Genomic DNA, 18,880 nt, shown 5'->3' with positions numbered 1-18,880 from the left:
CGAGCCGTGAACTTTCGGACGTAAGCCCCGATCAACCGGCCGGTGCGGCCAGGTCCGCCTCGTGGACGACGCCGTCGCTGATCTCCAGGACCCGGTCCGCCAGCGTGATCAGGGTGGGATCGTGGGTGGCGACCAGCGCCGTGACGCCCTCGCTGCGGACGAGCGCCCGCAGCAGCTCCATGATCTGCCGCCCCGTCTGCGAGTCGAGCTGCCCCGTCGGCTCGTCGGCCACGAGGAGGCGGGGCCGGTTCGCCAGGGACCGGGCGATCGCGACCCGCTGCCGCTGGCCGCCGGACAGCTCGAACGGCCGCTGGTTGGCGTGCTGCTCCAGCCCCACCAGGGCGAGCAGCATCCGGACGCGGGCCTCGCGCTCCTCGACCGGCATCCGGGCCAGCCGCATCGGCACCCCGACGTTCTCGGCCGCCGACAGCACGGGGATCAGCCCGAACGACTGGAACACGAAGCCGACCACGTCCCTGCGCAGCTCCAGCAGCGCGTCCTCGGACATCGCCGTGACGTCCTGGCCGGAGACCAGCACCCGGCCGGCGTCCGGCCGGTCCAGGCCGCCGATCTGGTTGAGCAGGGTGGTCTTGCCGGAGCCGGAGCGGCCGCGTACGGCGACCAGCTCCCCGGGCCGCACGACGAACGACACCTCCCGCAGCGCCACGACCTCCTTGGGGCCGCTGCGGTAGACCTTGCGCAGCCCCTCCACCACGACCAACGGTTCATCGCTCATCAGAGGGCTCCTCCCGTGCGGGCCACACGCCGATGTGGTCGCTCTCCAGCTCCAGGCGCACCCGGCGCTCCATGTTCAGGGCGTTCATGAAGTCGCGGGGGAGTTGCAGCCGCCCCACGCGGTCGAGCACGGCGTACTCCTCGGCGACGATCTCGCCCTCGGCGCCCTCGCGGCGCAGCGTCTCGCTGCTGGTACGCCCGTCGCGGATGCCGATCGTCCGGTCCACCTGCCCGGCCACCATGGGGTCGTGGGTGACGATGACGACGGTCACGCCGAGCTGCCGGTTCGCGGTGCGCAGCGCCTCGAAGACCTGCCCCGAGGTCTCGCTGTCGAGCTCGCCGGTGGGCTCGTCGGCGAGGATGAGCTGCGGGGAGTTGGCCAGGGCGACGGCGATGGCCACCCGCTGCTGCTCGCCGCCCGACATCTCGGGGATCCGCCGGCCGGCGCAGGAGGCCACGCCGAGCAGCTCCAGCAGCTCCATGGCCCGGCCGCGGTCCTTACGCGGCACGCCGGCGAGCTTCATCGGCAGCTCGACGTTCTCCCTGGCGTTCAGGTAGGGCAGCAGGTTGCGGGCCGTCTGCTGCCAGATGAACCCGACCACCGACCGCCGGTAGCGCAGCCGGTCCTTGGGCGTCATGGACAGCAGGTCCATGCCCGCCACCCTGGCCACCCCCGCGGTCGGCACGTCGAGCCCGGACAGCACGTTGAGCAGCGTCGACTTGCCCGACCCCGACGCGCCGACGATGGCGACCAGCTCGCCCTCGTCGATCACCAGGTCGAGGCCCTGCAGCGCGACGACCTCGACGCCTTCGGTCTTGTAGATGCGGACGAGGTTGTCGCAGACGATGTGCGCGTCGCTGCCGAAGGCCGCCTTCCCGCGCGTGGCCTTGGCCTCCAGCTCGGACAGGGTTGGATTCATCGCGACTCCTCCTGCGGGGACGGGGGGCACGTTCATGAGAGGTCTCCGGCGCGGAGCGCGCCGCCGAGGTCGCGCCGCCGGTCGAGCGCGGTGTGCGCGTACGCGCCGAGCACCGCGACCAGGGCCAGCCCGGCCGCCAGCGCGCCCGGCGTGAGCAGGTCGGGGGAGTAGCCGCCGACGGGCAGGTCCCCGGCGTACGCGGACAGGTCGACGCCGGGGCCGAGCGCGGCCGGCAGCGCCAGCCCCAGCCCGAACCCGACGAGCGCCGTCACCAGCACCATCGGCAGCACCTCCAGCATGGTGAGCCGCTGCGCCTGCCGGTCCGACAGCCCCAGCGTACGCAGGAACGCCACCGCCCTGGCCCGGTCGGCGGCCCCCACGACCAGCGACAGGATCACCGCCACCAGCGCGTAGAGCGCCAGCGCCACGGTCACCACGACCAGCGTCGTACGGACCGCGCCGGTGAGCGGATCGCCCTGGATGGCGGCCAGCGCCCCCTCCTGGGACTCGACGGTGGCCGACGGGACCAGCCGCGCCACCTCGCCCGGCGCGACGTCGCCCTTGATCAGCAGCGTGTTGACGGCCGGCCGGGTCAGCACGTCCTGCGGCAGGACCACGAACTTCCCGGTGCGGTAGAAGCCGGGCACCGCGTCGATGGCGCCCGCCACCTTGGCCTTGATCCGCGACTGCCAGCCGATGTCGAGCGTCCCTCGGTCCCGCAGCTCGGGCGAGACCAGCGCGGACGGGCCGCCGGGCAGCTCGGGCAGGCCGATGGGCGCCCCGGCGAGCAGCCGCCGCCACTGGGCGACGTCCACGGCGATGGCCTCGGCGCGCTCGCTGGAGTAGCCGAGCTGCACCCGCGCGGTCTGGGCGGTCACGACCTGTTCGACGCCGGGCGTCGCGCGGATCCTGTCGATCGTCGCGGCCGGGATCTCGATCGTCGAGGTGACCTTGATGGGCGCGCCCACCTGCTGCCAGGAGGCCAGCCGCTGCGTACCGGTGATGCCGTCCGAGATGACCGCCGCGAACACCGACACGGCCAGCGCGGGCAGCAGGATCAGCACCGGCAGCCCGCCGGCCGCGCGGGCCCGCGCCGCCCGGGTCAGCCCCAGGAACGGCACCGCCCCGCGCCCGCGCGCGGCGAGCCGGACGAGCAGCCGCAGCGGGTACGGATAGCACCGCACCGTGACCAGCGCCGCCGCCAACGTCAGCGCGATCGGCACCAGCAGCAGGAACGGGTCCAGCCCCGCCTGCGCCGACAGCCCGCGCGCCCGCAGCAGGTAGGCCCCCGTCAGCGCGAGCACCACGACCAGCGCCTCGACCGTGATCCGCCGCGCCGACGGCCGGGCGGCGGCCACGTCGTCGCGCCGCTCGTGCAGCGGCGTCCGGTGCGCGAGCGCCACCCGCGCCGCCCCGAACCCCACGCCCGCCACCAGCACGAACGCCGGCCCGAGATGCGCGAGCGGCAGCACGGGACCGGGGACGAGGAAGGCGAGTGCGTACCCGGCGAGCGCGGCGGGGACGACCGCCGCCGCGGTGAGCGCCGCGCCCGTCCCCGCCACCTGCCGCAGCGAGCCGCCACGGGCGCGGGCGAGCGCGAGCGTCTGGTCCAGACGGTCGGTGAGCAGCCGCACGCCGAGCACGATCACGCCGAGCGCGACCGCGAGCAGCCCGGCGAGCAGCAGGTACATGACGGTCTGCGCCGTTGCCAGCCCCGCCGTGAAGTCGCCGAGCACCTTGGGCAGCCCGGTCTCCAGCCGGTAGGGGGTGGACGCCGTGGCCTGGAGGGTCAGCACGCGTTCGAGCTCGGCGACCCCCGCCCCGATGCCGGGCACGGCCAGCGCGCTCGCGGCCTGCCCGTTCAGCGGCAGCACCCAGCGGTAGGTCAGGTTGCGGGACTCGCCGCTCAGCGCGGCGAGCGCGGCGTCCGGGATGAGGGTCGTGGTGTGGAACTCGAAGTCCAGCTTGCCGGGCGGCTGCAGCTTGGTGACGTGCAGGATGTCGGTGTTGTGGGTCCAGTAGCGGTCGGCGGGGTCCTTGGCGCGGAAGACGCCGACGATCCGCACGGCCGCGAAGTCGCTCTCGCCGAGCGTACGGGTGTCGCCGAGGCGGAGGTTCATCTGGTCGAGCGCCTCCTCGACGACCCCCACCTCGAACAGCGGGATCCGCTGCCCCTGGAAGCGCGTCGTGGAGGGCGCGCCGGGCGCGCGGCCCGCCACCCAGTCCACCCGCCGGTCGGCGTCGGACAGCCAGCCCAGGTTGATGTAGGTGTGGCCGCCGGTCCCGGTGACGGGCGTGAGGCTGGTCTTGGCGCTCATGTGCCCGGCGGGGGCGACCAGCGGACGCAGCGTGGCGGGCAGCAGCGCCCGCCAGCGCCGCTCGCGCTCGGCGAACGCGGCGGGCTCGTGCAGGTCCTCGCGGGGGGAGCGGGACTCGCCCGCCACGGTCAGGTCCGTACGCACCGCGGGCGCGGAGATCAGCGCGCGTTGCAGCGCCCGGTCGAAGGCCGCCTGCGTGGCCCGGGGCAGCCCCGACACCAGCAGGCAGGCGAGCGCGGTCAGCACGAAGAGCACGACCAGCGCGCCCGCGTGCGCCCGGGCCAGCAGCGCGATCCTCACCGGTCCTCCAGGATCTGCCCGCGGCGCAGGCGCCGCGCCAGCCCGGCGACGATGGCGAACAGCACCGCCGCCACCAGCGCCAGCATCAGGCCCGTGGCGCCCCACGGGATCTCCAGCAGCACGCCGGGCGTCACGGCCGAGGCCTGCCCGGTCAGCACGATGTGCGGCACCACCAGCGCTCCGACGACCACGGCGAGCCCCGTACCCGCGGCCAGCGACAGCCCGACGACGAACGCCTGCTCCACCGCCAGCAGCCCGAACATCTGCCGCGCACTCGTGCCGAGCGCGCGCAGCACGGCGAACTCGGCCCTCCGCTCGCGCGCCGCGACGGCCGCGTTCACCAGGAAGCCGAGCCCGGCGAACACCAGCGCCGCCCCGAAGCCCAGCATCAGCGCCCCCTGCAGCCCGCTCGCGAGCGGGTCGTCGCGCAGCTTCGCGGCGAGCTCACGCTCGTCGACGACGCTGACGTCCCAGCCTGGCTGCTCGCGCAGCGCGGCGCGGGCGGGCGCGGGGTCGGCGGCGGCCAGCCACCACTCGGTGGCCGGTCTCGGCGGCTGCGCCGCCCCCAGCTCGTACGCCTGCAACGTCCCCCAGTCCACCAGCAGCGCCTGCTGCCCGGCCACGGCCGTCGGCATGCTGTCCACCACACCTGCCACCGTGACCTGGAGCACCCGCCGGTCGATGCTGACCGGTCCGGTCTGCCCGGCGTCCAGCTTGAGCGCGGCGGCGAGGTCGGCGGTGAGCACCACGGGCAGCGGCCCGGGCGCGGCGCCGGGCCCGTAGGCCGCGGCGGCCGGCCGGTCGGTCGCCGTGACCGACAGCGCGGCGTCGGGCACCTCGCGGCCGTCGGCGCTGATCCCGGTCACCTTCACCGTGGCCTCCGCGCGGGACGCGCCCGCGATCAGGCCGCGCAGCGTCAGCGGATAGGTGATCTTCCCGGACCGTCCGGCCAGCTCCTTCAGGTCGAGCTCCACCTGGTTGCCGCCCTCCCGCAACGGGCCGAGCGGCAGGTCCCGCCACACGCCGAGCGCGTCGGAGAGCACCAGCCGGACGGGCAGCGCGGCGTCCGCCTCGGCCCGTACGGTCAGCGTGGCGGGCTCGCCGGGCAGCGCCAGCCCGCCCGCCCGACTTCCCGCGAGGGCACGGGACAGCTGCGCGACGCTCTGCTCCGACAGGTCGGCCCGCAGGTGGAACAGCTCGCCGAGCCGGGCCGCGTCCAGGCCGAGCAGCAGCGCGCTCTCGCCGCTGACCTCGCTCTGACCCCGAAAGGCGGGGGAGTGGGCGGTGACGCCGGGCAGCGCGGTGAACGCCGTGCCGCGCCCGAGCGCGCCCAGCTCCGGCCCGTCCGGCGGCCCGGACAGCCGCAGGTCCGCCCCTGCCTGGTGCCTGGCCTGGTCGAGCTGGGAGGTACGCCAGGTCGCCGCGGTGGCCAGGGAGACCACGCCGATGGCGATCGCCATGGTCAGCAGCAGCGCCGGCCCCGCGTACGTGAGGGGCCGCCGGCTCACCTGCCAGGCTCCCAGCGCGGGGGCCAGCGTACGCCGCCGGGCGGTGAGCCGCGCCGCCAGCTTCGACACCCGCGGCACCAGCCGCAGGCCCAGCATGCCGCCGGTGAGCAGGGCCAGCGCCGGCCCGGAGATGATCAGCGGGTCGATGCCGAGCCCGCCGCCGGCCGTCGTGGTGACCGGCGCGCCGTAGCGGCGCAGCTGCCAGATCGCCAGACCGGCCACGACCAGCAGCGCGAGGTCCGCGCCCGCCCGCTCGACCAGCCCGCGCCCGCCGCCGCGCCCGCGCGCCGACTGCTCCTCCACGTACGTGCGCCGCGCCCCCGCCAGCGCCGGCAGCGCCAGCAGCACGGCCGCGGCCAGCGCCACCGCCGAGGAGACCAGGAACGTGCCGAGATCGGCCGAGGGCGCGAGCCGCACGCCCGTGGACCTGATCCACGGCAGCTCGCCGACCAGCGCCAGCAGCGGCGGCCCGAGGAACGGCGCGACGATCGCGCAGGGCAGCGCCACCAGCAGCGCCTCGCCGCCGGCGAGCGCGGCCAGCCGGCCGGTGCCCGCCCCGCGCGAGCGCAGCAGCGCCACCTCCATGCGCCGGTGCTCGGCCAGCAGCCGGGCGGTGAGCATCAGCGCGTACGCGGCCAGCAGCAGCAGCTGCAGCACCGGGATCAGCATCGTCGAGCGCGCCACCAGGGACGCCGTGTCGAGCTGGGTGAGGATCTCGGGCAGCCGCCCCGACGCCACGCAGCTCGGGCAGCCGCCCTGCTTGAGCCGCTCGCCGACCTGGCCGAGCGCGTCCGCCAGCGGGCGCAGCCGCTCCGGCGTGAGCGCGCCGAGGTCGGGCTCGGCGGTCCAGGTGGCGTTGACGCTGGTGGCGAAGCGGGCGAGGAAGGTCTCGCGGGGGATCATCAGCGGGCCGTACGTGGTGAAGTCGCCGCGCTCGACGCCCCGCGTGAGCAGCGGCTCGTTCGCCCAGCGTTCGCCCGCGGGGTCGGTGAGCTGGAAGACGCCGACCACGCGCACGGTGACCGGGCGCGGGTCGAGCCGGCCCTTCGTGGTGAACTCGCGGCCCACCTCGAAGCCGGCGGCGGAGGCGGCGGGCAGCGAGATCGCCGCCTCGACGGCCTGGCCGCCGGGCCGCGGCCAGCTCCCCGAGACGAGCCTGGCGTGCCGGTCGAGCCCGTCGTAGCTGCCGAACCTGAGCAGCTCGGGCTGCGGCTCGCCGTCCTGGCCCGGCATCACGTAGGAGTCGGAGCGGAAGCTGGTGCCGATCGCCGGGGCGGCTCCGTAGGCGCGGGTGAGCTCGTCGCGGACCGCGCGGTCGTAGCCGGGGAAGGTCTCGGCGGTGACGGGGGCGCTGATGACGGCGGCGGTCTGGCGGAACGAGGCGGTCTCCATCGTCCGGCGGACGCCCGCGTCGGCGATGGAGGAGGCGTACATCGTCAGCGCCACCAGCGTGGTGGTGGCCAGCAGGATCGCCCCGAACGCGGCCAGCAGGAGCAGCGGCTCGCTGAACGCCCGCTTGACGACCAGCGGCCCCCGCATCCGATCCCCCTCTTGTCCGTTGAGTGCACCTTCAGGGAGGGGCCGGACGCAATCAAGGTGATCTCTGGAACGGTGACTCACCCGATACGGCGGTGTGATATCGAAACCGTGACGAAACAGTGGAGAAAACGAGAACGCCGCCCCCTATGGGAGCGGCGTCCGCAGTGTCAGGCCCGGCGTGCCGTGCCTTGGGTCGGCCGGCCTTACTTGGCGGTGGCCAGGGCGGCGGCCTGCTTGGCGATGGCCGACTTGCGGTTGGCGGCCTGGTTCTTGTGGATGACGCCCTTGCTGACGGCCTTGTCGAGCTGGCGGGCGGCCACCCGCTGCAGCGCGGCGGCCTGCTCCACGTCGCCCTGCTCGGCGGCCTCGCGGAACTTGCGGACGGCCGTCTTCAGAGAGGACTTGACCGCCTTGTTGCGCAGACGAGCCTTCTCGTTCTGCTTGTTGCGCTTGATCTGGGACTTGATGTTCGCCACGAAGAAGCCTCGGTGAAAGTCTGAGTGATGGATGGGGCGCGCGGGCTCGAGAGAGGGCGCGCCACACACGCAGTTGAACAGGTTACCAATAACCCAGGCGGCTCCTCAAATCAACAGCCTGGGCGAATGGGCTGTCACGAGTCTACGGCCATCCAGCCGGTCATGTACTCCCGCCAGTCCTCCTCGGTGGCCGCGAAGTCCACGTAGAGGGCCAGGCCGAAGCGTGGGCGGGGGCCGTGCTCGGTCAGCGCCAGGCGGGCGCCCTCGGCGGCCACGGCGACGCTCTCCGCCGCGTCCAGCCAGGGCAGCCCGTGGTCGTGGTAGGCGGGCGCGCCGATGAGCAGGTGCTTGCCCGCCGGCGTCAGGTCCAGGGCCAGCTCGGCCTGGCGGGCGACGTGGCCGCCGTAGAGCGAGCGCGCGGGCGTGCCGGAGTCGTACGTCATGACGGCGACCTGGTCGACGCGGGCCGCGACCTGTTGGAAGAACCCCGGCGACCAGTACTTGTCGTGGCCGAGCACGGCCCGCGCGGTCAGGCGCAGGCCGGGGTAGGGCTCGATCTGGGGCACCGACGTGGACAGCAGCCCGGTGTGCCGGCGGGTGCGTTCGAGCAGGTCGAGGAATTCGGTGTCGCCGTCGCCGACGGGCTCGAAGTTGTAGTGGACGCCGTCGTAGCCCTGCTCCATGATCGCGGCCACGCCGGCCAGGACGTTGTCGCGGGCCCCGGGGTCGTCGAGGTCGAAGGCGTTGTCGACGGATTGGCCGAGCCAGGCGGAGACGCGGACGTTCGGCAGGTGCTTATGCATCCATTGGACGAAATTTCGGGCGTTGGGGTATTTGGCGGGATCGAGGCGGCCGTCCCATCCGAACGGTCCGGAATGGACGTACACGTCCTTGATTCCCGTCGCCTCCAGCCGCCGCGCCAGCCCCTCGACGTCCGCCTCCCCGCGCCGGCCGTCCACCCACATGTGCCCCAGCCACAGAGCGTCATCTCCCGTGCTCTTCGCCCACTCGGCCGGGGCACCGGTAAACTGAACGCGGAGCGCGGCGGCGAGCAGGCCGGCCAGCGCGGCCACGACGACCAAGGCAAGCGCGAGCAGGCGCAGGCCGCGGCGAATGACGGTCCGGGCAATCATCCGGGCATGTCACCATAGAAGACTGCTTGACCTCAACCCTGTTGAAACGGACTTCGGTGCGCACTCAGCCTGGCCAGACCGACCCCGCGTTGATCCGCAACTTCTGCATCATCGCGCACATCGACCATGGCAAGTCGACCCTTGCCGACCGGATGCTGCAGATCACCGGGGTGGTCGACGACCGCTCCATGCGCGCCCAATACCTCGACCGGATGGACATCGAGCGAGAGCGCGGCATCACCATCAAGTCGCAGGCGGTCCGCCTGCCGTGGGACGGCCACGTGCTCAACATGATCGACACGCCGGGGCACGTCGACTTCACCTACGAGGTCTCCCGGTCGCTCCAGGCGTGCGAGGGCGCGATCCTGCTGGTCGACGCGGCCCAGGGCATCGAGGCGCAGACGCTGGCCAACCTCTACCTGGCCATGAACGCCGACCTCAACATCATCCCGGTCCTCAACAAGATCGACCTGCCCGCCGCGCAGCCGGAGAAGTTCGCCGAGGAGCTGGCCGGGCTCATCGGCTGCGACCCGTCCGACGTGCTCAGGGTCTCCGGCAAGACCGGCGAGGGCGTACGCGAGCTGCTCGACCACGTCGTGCGGACCATCCCCGCACCGGTGGGCGAGGCCGACGCCGCGGCGCGGGCGCTGATCTTCGACTCCGTCTACGACACCTACCGCGGCGTGGTCACCTACGTCCGGGTCGTGGACGGCCACCTGGGCAAGCGCGAGCGCATCCTCATGATGTCCACCAGCGCCACCCACGAGACGCTGGAGATCGGCGTCATCTCACCCGAGCCCAAGCCCGCCGACCTCGGCCTAGGCGTCGGCGAGGTGGGCTACCTCATCACCGGCGTCAAGGACGTCCGCCAGTCGCGGGTCGGTGACACCGTCACCTCGGCCACCAAGCCCGCCGGCGAGATGCTGGCCGGCTACGAGCACCCCAAGCCGATGGTGTTCTCCGGCCTCTATCCGATCGACGGCGACGAATACCCCGAGCTGCGCGAGGCGCTCGACAAGCTCCAGCTCAACGACGCCGCGCTGGTCTACGAGCCCGAGACCTCCGCCGCGCTCGGGTTCGGCTTCCGCGTCGGCTTCCTCGGGCTGCTGCACATGGAGATCGTGCGCGAGCGGCTGGAGCGCGAGTTCGGCCTGTCGCTCATCTCCACCGCGCCCAACGTGATCTACCAGGTCGTCATGGAGGACGGTAAGGAGTTCACGGTCACCAACCCGTCGGAGTTCCCGGCCGGCGGCAAGATCGCGACCGTCCGCGAGCCGATCACCAAGTCCACGATCCTGGCGCCGTCCGAGTTCATCGGGGCGATCATGGAGATCTGCCAGGGGCGGCGCGGCCAGCTCCTCGGCATGGACTACCTGTCGGAGGACCGCGTCGAGATCCGCTACACGCTGCCCCTCGGCGAGATCATCTTCGACTTCTTCGACCAGCTCAAGTCCCGCACCCGCGGCTACGCCTCGCTCGACTACGAGCCGGCCGGCGAGCAGGAGGCCGACCTCGTCAAGGTCGACATCCTGCTCCAGGGCGAGCCGGTCGACGCCTTCAGCGCGATCGTCCACAAGGACAAGGCCTACACCTATGGCGTCGACATGGCCAAGAAGCTGCGCGAGCTGATCCCGAGGCAGCAGTTCGAGGTGCCGATCCAGGCCGCCATCGGGGCCCGGGTGATCGCCCGCGAGAACATCAGGGCCATCCGCAAGGACGTTCTCGCCAAGTGCTACGGCGGTGACATCTCCCGTAAGCGCAAGCTGCTGGAGAAGCAGAAGGAAGGCAAGAAGCGGATGAAGATGGTCGGCCGCGTCGAGGTGCCGCAGGAGGCCTTCGTCGCCGCGCTGTCCACCGACTCGAGCTCCGACAAGCCGAAGAAGTAGGCTCCTCGCCGGCCCGCCCGCTCAGAGGTTCAGCACCTCGGGCGCGCGGGCGAGGGCCCGCCAGCGCGCCCCCGGGTCGTCGAGCAGGCGGCGCTCGCGCAGGTCCATGAGGCCGCCGACGCCGGTCAGCTCGGCGGCCGGCGCGCCGTCCGCCACCCGCAGGAACTCCTGCCTGATCCGGAACGTCTTCCCCGCGCCCCACTCGAACGCGCACGTCACGCGATCTCGACGCCCGCGGCGCGCAGGCACTCCCAGCGGGCGTGGTCGCCGTACTGGTGGTAGACGACGTTGTTGAGATGGCCCTGCGTGTCGAGCTCGTAGCCGCGTACGGCGACGCGTACGGAGAAGGTCACGGCCGTCCCTCCAACCAGGCGTGCGACTTCGCGGTGAGATAGCGCAGGCCGTCGTCGCCGAGTTCGACCCACTCGCCGCGCGCCCAGCCGCCGGTGGTCTGCGGGGCGAACCCGTGCCGCTGGAACAGCGCGGACGCCTCCTTCTGCGTGAGCCCGCGCCGGCCCCACTCCCTGATGACCCGCGCGGTGCGCTCGTCCTCGCCGGCCTCCTGCTCGTCGCCGAGCGCCCCGGCCAGCTCCTCCAGGCCGCGCGCGATGGTCCGCAGCGCGCTCTGGATCTTCGGAACGTCCATCGATCGCCCTTCGATCGGTGCCGATTGCCTTCCGATAGTAGGGGCTACGCTGGAACCATGGAAGTGGTGCAAACGGCGCGAATGCTCCTATCTCGCGTCACGGCCGACGACCTGGAGGCCGTGCACGAGCTTCACTCCGATCCGCGTACCAGCGTGTACAACCCGGCCGGTCCGTCCCCGGACCTGGAGTCCAGCCGCGCGATGCTGGACCTCTGGCTGGCCGACTGGGACGAACGCGGCCTCGGTTACTGGGCCGCCCGGCCGCTCACATCACCGGACCTCATCGGGGTCGGCGGCCTCCGCCACGCCGTCGTGGACGGCGCCGAGGTGCTCAACCTCTACTACCGATTCCATCCGATGTCCTGGGGCCACGGGTACGCCGTGGAGCTGGTCAGAGCGGCGCTACGCGTCGGCGGCCCGCTCGGGACGGTCGTCGCGGTCATCCGCGACGTCAACACGCGCTCGCTCCGGGTGGCCGAACGCGCGGGGATGCGCAGGGACCGCGCGATCCCGTACGGGGGCGTGCCCAGCTACGTCTACGTCGCCCTGCCCGCCCGCAGGACGTAGCCCGCCAGCGCCGCCGCCCCCGTCACGGCCTGAGCCACCAGGTACGGGCCCGGCTGCGGGGGAGCGGTGGACAACGCGAGGAGAGCGGGCAGGCACCCGGCGAGGGCCAGGTCGATCCCGGTGACCCCCCAGAGGACGGGACCGAGAGGGACCGGGCCCGCACCCGTGTCGATGACCGGCAGCGAATGATCGACCGGCCGCCGCCGCACCATCCGCAACGCCCCGGCGGCCAGCCCCGGCGCCGCCAACACCCCGCACAACACCAGCTCGGCAACACCCAGACCAAACCCGGCGCCCGTCATCGGGGCACTGCTGCTCGTCGCCAGTGTTGCGGCCGAGGCGGGGGACGGTGTGGGGTTCGTCAGGGTGAGGCCCGCGAGGGCGGCCGACGTCCAGAGAGCCGCGAGCAGGGCGGGCAGCACCGCACGGGCCGCCAGCCCCGGTCGGTGGCCGATGCCGAGGAGCCGGGCCAGGGCCGGGTTGGCGGCGTCGCGGCGCGCCCCGGTCGCGGCGGAGGCCGCCACCGCCAGCCCGCCCGCCAGCACCACCGCCCCGAGCATGCCGGGCGCGCCGCCCGCCTGCGCCAGGAGGGCGGGCAGCCCGGCCGTCGCCAGCGTGAACGCCAGCCGTCCCGGCCGCCGCGCCAGCCGCCGCCAGTCCTGCCAGGCGGTCGCGAACGCCGCAGGCAGCGCCGGCCACCTCCGCGACCTGAGCCTCCTGCCCCGCCAGTGGTTGTCCTCGGCGATCCAGGTGAGCGCACTGGGATCGACCCCCGTGGCCGCGTCCGCGACGTGCCCGCCCCGCGTGGAGGCGGCGGCGATCTCCCGCGCCGGGATCCGGCCGAACGCCCGCCACGCCTGCCGCGCCAGAAGGGCCGAGCCCGCCGCCGCGAGCGAGGCCGCGACGGCTATGGCGGTCAGGGGAGCGCCCGCGGCGACCGCGAGCACCGTACGGACCTGGCCGCTGACCGCCACCACGGCCACCACCAGGAGCGCGACCACCGCCACGACGAGCCACATCTGCCACGACTGGGACGCCCGCGCCAGCACCGCCAGCGCCATCGCCCCCACGCTCGCCGACACCCCGAGCACCAGCGCGCCGAGCACCCGCCAGCCGAGCTGGTCGGGCGCGCCCAGCACGGCCACCAGCCCCAGCCCGAGCACCAGCCCCGCCGCCACGGCCACCATCAGCAGCGCCCGCCCGGTACGCCCGAGCACCTGCCTGCGGTCCAGCGGCGACAGCAGCAGCCAGGACGCGTCCGGCGCCGTCATCAGCACCGGCCCGGCGGCCCGCGCGGCGGCCAGGAACCCGGCCAGCCCGAGCGCCAGCAGCGCCACCCCGGCCCCCAGGCGGGCCGGCTCCACCGTCCCGGCCGCCCCGGCCAGCCCGGTCAGCAGCTCCGACACCGGCTGCCCGGCGACGGCGGCGAACATCAGCAGGCAGAAGAGGGTGACGTACCGGTCGAGCGACGTCGACCGGGTCCGGCTCCGCGCCCGCAGGAACCCCCGCACCGCCCGCACGCCACCCAGCCCCTGCCCGGCGCCGACCCCGCCACCCGCGCCGATGCCACTACCCGCGCCGGCCCCGCCACGCGCGCCGACGCCGCTACCCGCGCTCATGCCGCCATCCCAACGGGCGAGATCAGCCGTCCGTGCGCGGCCAGGCCGGAATCGTGGGTGGCCATGACCACGGTGCCGCCTTCGTCCCGGTACGCCGCCAGCAACTCCGCCAGGCGCAGCCGGAACCCGAGGTCCAGGCCGCGTTCCGGCTCGTCCAGCAGCAGCACGCGGCTCGGCCTCAGCAGCGTGGCCGCCAGCGCGAGCCGCTGCCGCTGCCCGGTGGACAGGTTGAGCGGCGCCGCGTCCGCCCGCTCCACCAGGGCGAACACCTCCAGAGCCGTCCCTACGTCCATCCGGGCACGCGGATGCACGGCCGCCATCAGCTCCAGATGTTCGCCCGCCGTCAGCCCCGGATACCAGGCGGGCTCGTCGCCGAGGTGCGCCACCCCGCGCCAGAACGCCGCGTCGTCAGCCGGCGGCGCTCCGAACACCCGTACCTCGCCGCCCGAGGCCGGCTGGAGCCCGGCGAGGGTGCGGAGCAACGTCGACTTGCCGGAGCCGTTCGGGCCCACGACCGCGACGATCTCGCCTGGGGACACGGTCAGCGTGAGCTCGCGCAGCACAGGATTGCCGCCGAGCTCGACCGTGAGGTTCTCGACACTGATGATCGGCTCGTCCACCGTTCGAGCCTAGCCACATCCCCGTGCACACAGGCGATTCTGTCGGTGCCGTCGGCTACCTTGCGTTCCGAACACCTGTGCGACTGGAGGTTGCCATGATTGCTTCTGAGCGCTTCGAGCGTGCCGCGGTGCTTGGGGTCGCTGTGGCGGAGGAGACCAGGCGGCTGCTGAGCCTGCATCTCGATCCGGCGGCGAGCGAGGAAGGGGCGGACGGCACCGTGCTGGTGGACGTGCCCTATCCCGACGCCGCGGTGGTCACGGCCCTGCTCGACGTGGCGGCCGAGTGTTTCGGCGAGCGGGGCGGCTCGGTCGAGGAGACGCGGCAGGCGGCGCTGGAGACCTTGTTACAGCTGGCCGGGTTCGACGACGAGTCGCAGCTCAACTCGGCCCGTCCGTAGCGTCCTGAGTGGCGGACGGGCAAGTCCGGGCGTCGATGCTCTGGCCGGCGCCGACGATGGTGACCTGGGTGGAGCTGTCCCGCCTCGTGGCGGCGGCGGTGCAGACGATCTGGTCGACGGCCGGCGCCGACAGCTCGCCGGCGGGAGTGGCCAGGGTCACCACCAGGTCGCCGGCCGGTGTGGCGGTCAGCGAGAACGGGCCGGCGTCGGGCGGGACCTCGGAGGTGAGCCCGTGCGCCTGTTCCCTCGGCGTGGGGCCGGCGGCCAGCAGCGCGAGCGTCTCCGCCGGGGACAGGTGACCGTCGGGCCGGGTCACCGCGCTGACCCGGCCTTTCTTGACCAGGTAGAAGGTGACCGTCGTGGCCCGCTGGACGGGTCCGCTCGGCGGGTCGCCTGCGAGGATGACGTCGCTGGGACGCACGCCGCAGCCCGCCACGGCGACGAGCACGACCAAGCCCGCGACGAGCGCGGCGAAGTTCGCGGTGAGCGCGGCGAGGGCGCGGCGGGCGGACCGAGTCCTGACACCGGGCCTTCGTCCGGGCCTGATGCCTGGCAGGGCAGGCGTGGCGGACCGAGTCCTCATGCCGGGCCTCCCTCCGGGTCGGATGCTCGGCGGGGCAGGCGCAAGGTGAAGACGGCGCCCCCGTCCTCGGCGTTGGTGACGGTGATGTCCCCCTGGTGCAGGCGCGCGTTCTCGCGCGCGATGGCCAGGCCGAGGCCGTTGCCCTCGGACCTGGTCCTGGCCGCGCCGGCCTTGTAGAACCGGTCGAACACGTGCGGCAGCACCTTTTCGTCCAGCCCCGGCCCGTGGTCGCGGACCTCCAGCTCGATCCACTCCGGGTCGGCGGACAGGCGCACCGACACCGGCGGTTCGCCGTGCCGCAGGGCGTTGCCGACCAGGTTCGCGAGGATGACGTCCACCCGGCGCGGGTCCAGTCGCGCCGTCACCCCGGACGGCAGCTCGGCGTCCACCCGCTCCGGCCAGCCCCGGGCGCGCAGGGTGGCGCGCACCAGCTCGGCGACGTCGATGTCGTTCAGCGCGAGGGCGGCGACGCCGGCGTCGAACCGGCTGACCTCGATCAGGTCGTTCACCAGGGCGGTGAGGTTGTGCGTCTCCTGGCTGACCAGCCGGGCGGCCCTGGCGGCGGGATCGGGCAGCCGGGCCGCCTCCTCGTCGAGGACGTCGGCGACGGCGGCGAGCGCGGCCAGCGGGGTGCGCAGCTCGTGGGACACGTCTGCCACGAACCTGCGGGCGTCGGCCTCCATCGCGCGCAGCTGCTCGACGTGCCGTTCCAGCTCCGCGGCGGTGTCGTTGAACGTGCGCGCCACGTCGGCCAGCTCGTCGGAGCCGCGGACCTCGATCCTGGTCCGCAGCTCGCCCTCGCCCAGCAGGCGGGCCGCCCGGCCGAGCTCGCGCACCGGGCCCAGCACGCCGCGGGTGGCCAGTGACGCGAGCACGACCGCGAACGCCAGGGCCGCTCCGCCGGTGAGCCAGGCGCGTCTGGCGAGCTCGTCGATGCTGCGCTTCTCGGCGAGCAGGCTGCGCGCGACGTAGACCTCGATGCCGGACGGCTGCGGCGGCAGGCCCGGCTCGGTGACCAGCAGCGGCATGCCGACGATCAGCCAGGGTCTGTCCTGCCACACCACCCGCTGCCACGCGGTGTTGCCGCCGGCCACCGCCTGCCCCAACTCCGGTGACACCATCAGGAGAGCCTGCATCGGGGCCTCCAAGCCCGGGCCTTCGCCTCCCGGCGGCGGGGGCTGGGGAGGGGGGACCGGCGCGCGCAGCCCGCCGTGGACGGCGACCGAGAGACTGAACCGGTCGGCCGCGGCCTCGGCGATCTCGGCGAGCTCCTCCCGGTCGGGGTCCGTGGTCGGCAAGGGGTAGAGCGCCTGCAGGCGGCTGGTCATCGCCTGCACGGCGGCGTCCTGCGTCCGCCGCAGGATGTCGTTGCGGGCCTGGACGTAGCTCCCGCCGGCCACCGCCGCCGCGGTGACCACACACAGCAACGCGAACGCGAACAGCAGCCGGGCCCGCAGCCCCAGGGGTGTCACCGGCGGCTCACACCGGCCCGAACCGGTAGCCGAACCCGCGCACCGTCTGCAGGTAGACGGGCGCCGCCGAGTCGTCCTCGATCTTCGCGCGCAGCCGCTGCACGCACGCGTCCACCAGCCGCGAGTCGCCGAAATAGCCGTGCTCCCACACCGACTCCAGCAGTTGCTGGCGGCTGTGCACCCGGCCGGGCGTGCTGGAGAGCACGAGCAGCAGGCGCAGCTCGGTCGGGGCGAGGCTGACCGGCACGCCGCGTTTGTCGACCACCAGCGCGGCCCGGTCGATGGTCAGGTCGCCGTGGCGTTCCAGCTCCGCCTGGTCGCGGCCGATGCGCCGCAGCACCGCGCGGATGCGGGCCTCCAGCACCCTGGGCTGCACGGGCTTGACCACGTAGTCGTCGGCGCCCGACTCCAGCCCGGCCACGACGTCGATGTCGTCGCCGCGCGCGGTCAGCATGATGATCGGCATGTCCCCGGTGGTCCTGATGCGGCGGCAGACCTCGAACCCGTCCATGCCGGGCAGCATCAGGTCGAGCACGACGACGTCGGGGACGTCGGCGCGCAGGCGGTCCAGCCCCTGCTCGCCGGACTCCACCGCGCGCACCCAGTGCCCGTGCCGGGACAGCGCCAGCTCCAGGCCCTCCCGCACGGCCGGGTCGTCCTCGATGAGCAGGATTCGCGACATGCCCCCGGGTTTCACCGCACACTCCGTAACTCGTCGGTCGGTCAACCCATCCACTGTCGGCCGGTCAAGTCCTCGCCCCGTCAGCGTCGTGTCATGATTGTGTCACGGTCGCGCCGGCGGGGCCCGTCCACGAACGCGTCGACGAACGGTGACATACGGCTGACCGCGCGCGCACATGCGGCGCCGATCGTGGTTCGCCATGAACGAACCACGCACCATCCCACTTCGGCCCCGTGACCGGCTGTACGCCGCCGTCACGCTGGTGCTCGCCGTGCTGCTGCTGCCCGTGGCGTTCGTCCGCCGTCCCGGCCGGGCCCGTGAGCTCGCCTGCGGCTGGGCACTGGGGATGCGTTTCCCCGCCGAGGACCTGACCGGGCTCACCGACGGCGCCAGGGCGGCGTTCACCGCGGCGCGCGCCGAGGCGCTGTGGCGGCACCGCCAGCTCATCGGCCTCACCTCGGGGTACCGCGACCCCGCCGTCCAGCAGCGGATGTTCGACGAGGAGGTCCGCCGCTCCGGCTCCCCGGCCTCGGCGCGCATGCTCGTGCTGCCGCCGGCGGAGTCCGGTCACGTCAAGGGCGTCGCGCTGGACGTCCGCCCCCACGAGGGCGCGCGGTGGCTGGAGGAGCACGGCGCCCGCTACGACCTCTACCGCCTGTACGACAACGAATGGTGGCACTTCGAGCACCGCCCGGAGTGCGGCGGCACGCCACCGCCACGACGGCCTCATCCCGGCGTGGGCCACGTCCTCGGGAACTAGCCGCGCCGGCGTGTCAGCCGCTCAGGGCGAAGCCGGCCGCGGCCTCCGCGTGCAGCCGCGCGCTCGGCAGCAGCGGAACCGGGGTGTCCTTCTCGCTGATCAGGAGCTCGATCTCCGTGCAGCCGAGGATGACACCCTCCGCTCCGCGGGCGGCGAGGCCGGCGATGATCCGGGCGAACGCGTCCCTGGACGACTCCCGGAGCACCCCGCGCACCAGCTCGTCGAAGATCACGCGATGGACCAGCTCCCGCTGCTCCCGCCCCGGGACGAGCACGTCGAAGCCGTGGGCGGCCAGCCGGTCCCGGTAGAAGGGCTGCTCCATGGTGAAGCGGGTGCCCAGCAGGCCGACCCTGCGCATCCCCCTGTCGCGGACCGCGGCGCCCACGGCGTCGGCGATGTGCAGCACGGGCACGCTCGCGGCGCGCGCCACGTCGTCGCTCACCCGGCTGAAGGTGTTGCTGCAGACGAGCAGGACGCCGGCGCCGAGGCTCTGCAGTTTCCTGCCGGCGTCGGCCAGCAGCGCGCTCACCTCGTCCCAGCGGTCGGCGAAGATGAGGTCCTCGACGGTCGTGTAGTCGACGGACCAGATGAGGCTGTCGGCGGAATGGCTGCCGCCGAGCCGCTCGCGTACCCGCTGGTTGATGATCTGGTAGTAGATCACCGTCGACTCCCAGCTCAACCCGCCGATGAGGCCGATGGCGCGCATGGAACTCCGTTT

The 18,880-nt window shown here is 73.6% G+C and carries 19 protein-coding genes; 4 read left to right on the top strand and 15 right to left on the bottom strand.

Translation table 11 applies throughout. From position 1 onward, the window contains the following. Nucleotides 1-31: 31 nt before the first annotated feature. From BMW85_RS21145 to BMW85_RS21120, 6 genes are all read right to left on the bottom strand, one after another. On the bottom strand, nucleotides 32-736 hold the full coding sequence (locus tag BMW85_RS21145; RefSeq protein WP_091083837.1) for an ABC transporter ATP-binding protein: 705 nt from the start codon (nucleotides 734-736) through the stop codon (nucleotides 32-34). Next, a complete protein-coding gene (locus tag BMW85_RS21140) occupies nucleotides 726-1,655 on the bottom strand; it encodes an ABC transporter ATP-binding protein (RefSeq protein WP_091083835.1) in 930 nt (309 codons plus the stop codon). The genes BMW85_RS21145 and BMW85_RS21140 overlap by 11 nt, the downstream gene beginning before the upstream one ends. A 32-nt stretch (nucleotides 1,656-1,687) precedes the next feature. Then, on the bottom strand, nucleotides 1,688-4,273 hold the full coding sequence (locus BMW85_RS21135) for an FtsX-like permease family protein (protein ID WP_091083833.1): 2,586 nt from the start codon (nucleotides 4,271-4,273) through the stop codon (nucleotides 1,688-1,690). Further along, on the bottom strand, nucleotides 4,270-7,320 hold the full coding sequence (locus tag BMW85_RS21130) for an FtsX-like permease family protein (RefSeq protein WP_091083830.1): 3,051 nt from the start codon (nucleotides 7,318-7,320) through the stop codon (nucleotides 4,270-4,272). The genes BMW85_RS21135 and BMW85_RS21130 overlap by 4 nt, the downstream gene beginning before the upstream one ends. A gap of 203 nt (nucleotides 7,321-7,523) precedes the next feature. After that, complete coding sequence (rpsT, locus tag BMW85_RS21125) at nucleotides 7,524-7,796, bottom strand: 30S ribosomal protein S20 (protein WP_091083828.1); 273 nt, start codon at nucleotides 7,794-7,796, stop codon at nucleotides 7,524-7,526. A gap of 134 nt (nucleotides 7,797-7,930) precedes the next feature. Next, complete coding sequence (locus BMW85_RS21120) at nucleotides 7,931-8,929, bottom strand: glycoside hydrolase family 18 protein (RefSeq protein ID WP_091083825.1); 999 nt, start codon at nucleotides 8,927-8,929, stop codon at nucleotides 7,931-7,933. Nucleotides 8,930-8,985: 56 nt separating this feature from the next. Between BMW85_RS21120 and lepA the strand changes: the two genes are divergently transcribed. Then, nucleotides 8,986-10,815 carry a translation elongation factor 4 gene (gene lepA / locus BMW85_RS21115; RefSeq protein WP_091083823.1) on the top strand — a complete coding sequence of 610 codons (1,830 nt, stop codon included), beginning with the start codon at nucleotides 8,986-8,988 and terminating at the stop codon, nucleotides 10,813-10,815. 21 nt (nucleotides 10,816-10,836) lie between these two features. Here lepA and BMW85_RS51265 read toward each other — a convergent pair whose 3' ends face one another. From BMW85_RS51265 to BMW85_RS21105, 3 genes are read right to left on the bottom strand one after another with little or no spacing between them, the layout of a single operon-like run. Further along, complete coding sequence (locus tag BMW85_RS51265; protein WP_245774968.1) at nucleotides 10,837-11,034, bottom strand: hypothetical protein; 198 nt, start codon at nucleotides 11,032-11,034, stop codon at nucleotides 10,837-10,839. Then, nucleotides 11,031-11,168, bottom strand: coding sequence for an acyl-CoA thioesterase (locus BMW85_RS51260; protein ID WP_245774967.1), 138 nt, complete (start codon nucleotides 11,166-11,168; stop codon nucleotides 11,031-11,033). The genes BMW85_RS51265 and BMW85_RS51260 overlap by 4 nt, the downstream gene beginning before the upstream one ends. Continuing rightward, nucleotides 11,165-11,461, bottom strand: a complete 297-nt coding sequence (locus BMW85_RS21105) for a hypothetical protein (protein ID WP_091083820.1) — start codon at nucleotides 11,459-11,461, stop codon at nucleotides 11,165-11,167. Before BMW85_RS21105 ends, BMW85_RS51260 begins: the two co-directional genes overlap by 4 nt. A 57-nt stretch (nucleotides 11,462-11,518) precedes the next feature. Here BMW85_RS21105 and BMW85_RS21100 point away from each other — a divergent pair, with 57 nt between their 5' ends. Next, entirely contained in the window at nucleotides 11,519-12,028 is a 510-nt protein-coding gene (locus BMW85_RS21100) for a GNAT family N-acetyltransferase (RefSeq protein ID WP_245774966.1), read from the top strand. On the opposite strand, the gene BMW85_RS21095 is transcribed toward BMW85_RS21100, so the two are convergent. Together BMW85_RS21095 and ccmA are read right to left on the bottom strand one after the other, a co-directional pair. Beyond that, the gene (locus BMW85_RS21095) at nucleotides 11,998-13,647 is read right to left on the bottom strand and encodes a DUF6297 family protein (protein WP_245774965.1); all 1,650 of its coding nucleotides are present in this window, start codon (nucleotides 13,645-13,647) and stop codon (nucleotides 11,998-12,000) included. The genes BMW85_RS21100 and BMW85_RS21095 overlap by 31 nt on opposite strands. Further along, nucleotides 13,644-14,267 (bottom strand): heme ABC exporter ATP-binding protein CcmA, encoded by a 624-nt coding sequence (gene ccmA, locus BMW85_RS21090; protein WP_091083816.1) that lies wholly within the window; start codon nucleotides 14,265-14,267, stop codon nucleotides 13,644-13,646. The genes BMW85_RS21095 and ccmA overlap by 4 nt, the downstream gene beginning before the upstream one ends. 95 nt (nucleotides 14,268-14,362) lie before the next feature. Between ccmA and BMW85_RS21085 the strand changes: the two genes are divergently transcribed. Beyond that, nucleotides 14,363-14,665, top strand: a complete 303-nt coding sequence (locus tag BMW85_RS21085; RefSeq protein ID WP_143082353.1) for a hypothetical protein — start codon at nucleotides 14,363-14,365, stop codon at nucleotides 14,663-14,665. Here BMW85_RS21085 and BMW85_RS21080 read toward each other — a convergent pair. The 3 genes from BMW85_RS21080 to BMW85_RS21070 are packed head-to-tail and all read right to left on the bottom strand — an operon-like array spanning nucleotide 14,646 to nucleotide 17,402. Continuing rightward, entirely contained in the window at nucleotides 14,646-15,248 is a 603-nt protein-coding gene (locus tag BMW85_RS21080; RefSeq protein ID WP_143082352.1) for a hypothetical protein, read from the bottom strand. The genes BMW85_RS21085 and BMW85_RS21080 overlap by 20 nt on opposite strands. Beyond that, complete coding sequence (locus BMW85_RS21075; RefSeq protein ID WP_091083809.1) at nucleotides 15,245-16,720, bottom strand: ATP-binding protein; 1,476 nt, start codon at nucleotides 16,718-16,720, stop codon at nucleotides 15,245-15,247. The genes BMW85_RS21080 and BMW85_RS21075 overlap by 4 nt, the downstream gene beginning before the upstream one ends. 7 nt (nucleotides 16,721-16,727) lie before the next feature. Continuing rightward, nucleotides 16,728-17,402 carry a response regulator gene (locus BMW85_RS21070; protein ID WP_091083806.1) on the bottom strand — a complete coding sequence of 225 codons (675 nt, stop codon included), beginning with the start codon at nucleotides 17,400-17,402 and terminating at the stop codon, nucleotides 16,728-16,730. Nucleotides 17,403-17,601: 199 nt separating this feature from the next. On the opposite strand from BMW85_RS21070, the gene vanY-N reads away from it, so the two are divergent. Then, complete coding sequence (vanY-N, locus tag BMW85_RS21065; RefSeq protein ID WP_091084124.1) at nucleotides 17,602-18,162, top strand: D,D-peptidase/D,D-carboxypeptidase VanY-N; 561 nt, start codon at nucleotides 17,602-17,604, stop codon at nucleotides 18,160-18,162. Between the two features lie 13 nt (nucleotides 18,163-18,175). On the opposite strand, the gene BMW85_RS21060 is transcribed toward vanY-N, so the two are convergent. Further along, a complete protein-coding gene (locus tag BMW85_RS21060) occupies nucleotides 18,176-18,868 on the bottom strand; it encodes an aspartate/glutamate racemase family protein (protein ID WP_091083804.1) in 693 nt (230 codons plus the stop codon). Nucleotides 18,869-18,880 lie beyond the last annotated feature (12 nt).

The organism is Nonomuraea wenchangensis (genome assembly GCF_900111685.1).
Lineage (GTDB): Bacteria > Actinomycetota > Actinomycetes > Streptosporangiales > Streptosporangiaceae > Nonomuraea > Nonomuraea wenchangensis.
Note: the sequence above shows the minus strand (reverse complement) of the source record. Positions and strands in the feature narration are given on the sequence as shown.